Genomic DNA, 3,123 nt, shown 5'->3' with positions numbered 1-3,123 from the left:
GGCTGGCGGCAATCACGCTGCCAGCCATCAGTTGATATGGCGAGATCGGCGTCTGCAGCGCATGCGGATTGTAGATCCCGCCAGTGCTCCGCTGGCTGAGAAAATCAAGCTTTCGCTGCTGATTGTTCTGGTCGCCTTCCGCCGCCGCCACCGAGGCTGACGCGCGTCCTGCTTCGGATTGGGGAAGCGCCTCAAATGGATGCTGAGCAGTTTGCACGCTCTCTCCGACATCTGTCTTTTGAGCTCGATTTTCGACGCGGAAAAGCACCCGCGATTCACGCGCTTCGATCGCCTGCTGCGCTAGACGCTGCTCCTCGGCCGAGATGTCTTGGCCCGGCACGATGCCGAGCTGGCGCTGCCGCTCGAGGATGGGGCGGCCGAGGTCGCCCGGCAAAGGTAGCCCAAGGACGGGAGGCTTCGGCTTCATGCCGGAATAGTCATGGGGAAGCGTATCGAGCCCCTCGGCGGTTGGTTTGCGCTCAGTGTTGTAGAGATCTTCCGCCTGATCCCTGATGCGAAGGGCCGGCCCCTGGAGGGCGATCATGGTAACGCCGAAGACAGCGCCGGATCCGAGCGCTGCGATCGCGATGATCACACCGCGCCTGAACCGCACCACGCGGCGGGGAGAGGCCCGAAGCTGCAGTTCCTCGGGATCCAGTTTCGGCGGGATGCCAGAGCGGGAATTTTCGATCATGAGTCCTCACCTCGCCGGCTGCCGCGAAAGAGCGAGATCCGCCGTTGCGGTTGCCTGCCGTCAATCCTGCTGATGCGGATCACCTGCTGCCGCTTGGTGCCGAGGCGAAGTTCGGCCGCGGCGAAGAGCCGATCGACGATGTAATAGTTGCCGCGCACGCGATAGTTGACGAGCTCGCTGCTCCCATCTGCGCCGACGATGAAGAGTGGTGGCGCCTCGCCCTGATCTATGCGACGAGGGAACTCAATATAGACCTTGCTGCCGTCGTCGAAGGCTCGCGTCGGTCTCCAGGGCGGTGTGTCGCCACTGATTGAGTAGCGAAAGCGAAGGTTTTCGAGCGCGATATTCGACGCGACCGGTGTAACTGCCTCGGCTTGAGCATTGCGCTGGCGAAGCGCGATGATCTGGTCTTGGCTGTAGGTCCAGGAGATTGCCGCCATTGCGGTCTTCTCGGTGCTTTGAAGCTGCAAATGATAGGTCCGCCGGTCCGTCGTAATGACGACATTGGTGGCAAGACCCGGCGCGAAGGGTTTTACCAGAACATGGGTGCGCTGATTGTCACCGGTGCCGCTTGCGGTATCGCCAATGACCCAGCGCACGGTGTCGCCAGCCGACACGGCGGTTAGTTTCTCGCCCGGCTGCAGAGCGATGTCGGTCACGCGCTCCGGCGCGGCATAGAGTTGATAAAGCGCGCCATCGGTGAAGGGGTAGACTTGCACGGCATTAACATACCCGTACTTGGTGGGTTGCTGGGTCGCGGCTTTGTTGGCATCAGCGACGCGTTCTTCAGGGGGGCGCTTGTCCTCGGCCTTGCCGGGCTCGGGCTGCATTTGGCCAGGCAGCGGCAGTGGTTTTGGCACCTCGACAATTCTAATCGGCCTCTCCGGCGCCTTTTCGATCGCGGCCGGTTTGAAGTCGGCAGCGTCATAGGAAATCTCAGGCGGCGGCACCTTCTTCGATGCACAAGCGGAAACGACCGCTGCCGACACCGATAGGATCAGCACGGCACGAATCGGTGACATTTTACCTTTCATTGGTGGACTCCGTCGGAGAAAGGGGGGTTGGGACGGCGCTGTCGAGCTCGCGTGACCAGTCAATGGCATTGATGAAGACGCCGAGCGGATTCTTGCGCAGCTGATCCGTATTGCTTGGCGAGCGAATCACGATCGTGAGGATCGCAGTCCAGCGCATCGTGCTGGCAAGGCTTCCGCGCTCAAACACCTGCTCGGTCCATTTGACCTGGAATGAACTTTCGGAGGCTCTGACCACGCTGGTGACCTGTACCGAAACACTGCGCGTTCCGATCTGACCGAAGGGGTCGTTCGCCTTGGCGTATTCGTTGAGGAAGAGCGCTGCGCGATCGCTAGCAAAGTCGTACGCTGCCAACCAGTTCTGCCGTACCAAAACCGGATCGGTGGAAACGGAACGGACATTCTGGATGAAGCGGCCGAGATGCCAGGCGATCTGAGCATCCGAGGGCTCATAATTCCGGATCGCCGGCGCGACGGCGCGCGTCTCGCCGAAGCCATCGACCTCGACGACATAAGGCACGACACGGCTTTGCATCGACTGCCATACGAGTCCGCCGGAAAGCCCGGTCGCCAAGGCCAGGCAGCCAAGGGCCATGATCCGCCAGTTCCTGGCCTGCAGTCGAGATGAGCCGATGCGCTCGTCCCACAGCTGGGCGGCTTTTTGATACGGCGTGACCGGTTCGGGTGTTTTGCCGTAACGGTGCACGGGTCGCTTGAAGAGCATCTAGTCATCCTTGTCGTTGAGAGAGGGGGTGGCGCTGCCTCCCGGCCGGTCTCCGTCTCGGACAGCTTGCATGGCAGCGTGGCGATTTGCACGGGCGGTCTGTTCAGAACGTAGGCGCCTTGCCCACGTCGGCGCCGAAACAGTGGCCGAACCGGCAGAGCGTTCGGTCATTGGCGCTGTCGGCGTGCCGCCGGTCGCGGTCCACGCGGCATCGCGCCCGGCATCGGCGTTGCGCCCAACACTTGCAGTGGCGGATCGCGCTATGCGTATAGCGGCGCCGCCAGCTGCACTGGTTACACCATGCATTCCAGCAGCCACACCGGAGAGGCCAGCGTCGGGCGAGGTTGCGCGCCCGATCTGCCATGACGTGGAAGCAGCCGATCCCATTGTTGTGCCGGCTCGGATGGCGGCGACACCGCCGCTGGTTGCCATACGCGCGCCAGCAAATGCTGTGCCTCCAGCAACGAGTGATACACCCGCTGCCGCCGCGGTCGTGCCGAGGGCGGCGCCCGCCCCAAGCTGCGGTGCGCCTGAGACAAGACCCGACGCGATCCCCGGCCCAAAAATGCCAAGGCCAAGCAATGCCAGTGCGCCCAGTACCTGGGACATGGCACCGGCAAGATCCGGCTCCTTGCCTTGCAATGCGGAAGCGAACTCCCCGAAGAGCGTGGAGC

2 protein-coding genes and 1 pseudogene are annotated in these 3,123 nt (G+C 62.6%); all 3 read right to left on the bottom strand.

What is annotated here, in order from left to right:
* A pseudogene (locus tag ENZ74_RS26780) lies at window positions 1-694 on the bottom strand (conjugal transfer protein TrbI); the annotation flags it as partial.
* Window positions 691-1,716 carry a P-type conjugative transfer protein TrbG gene (gene trbG, locus ENZ74_RS26775; protein WP_164548809.1) on the bottom strand — a complete coding sequence of 342 codons (1,026 nt, stop codon included), beginning with the start codon at window positions 1,714-1,716 and terminating at the stop codon, window positions 691-693. The gene trbG and the pseudogene ENZ74_RS26780, both read right to left, overlap by 4 nt.
* 1 nt (window position 1,717) lies before the next feature.
* The gene (gene trbF, locus ENZ74_RS26770; protein WP_063169230.1) at window positions 1,718-2,449 is read right to left on the bottom strand and encodes a conjugal transfer protein TrbF; all 732 of its coding nucleotides are present in this window, start codon (window positions 2,447-2,449) and stop codon (window positions 1,718-1,720) included.
* Between the last annotated feature and the right edge of the window lie 674 nt (window positions 2,450-3,123).

Source organism: Mesorhizobium sp. M7A.F.Ca.CA.002.15.2.1 (assembly GCF_003998715.1).
Classification (GTDB): Bacteria; Pseudomonadota; Alphaproteobacteria; order Rhizobiales; family Rhizobiaceae; genus Mesorhizobium; species Mesorhizobium ciceri.
The sequence above is the reverse complement of the archived record's forward strand: the minus strand, read 5'-3'. Positions and strand labels throughout refer to the sequence as shown.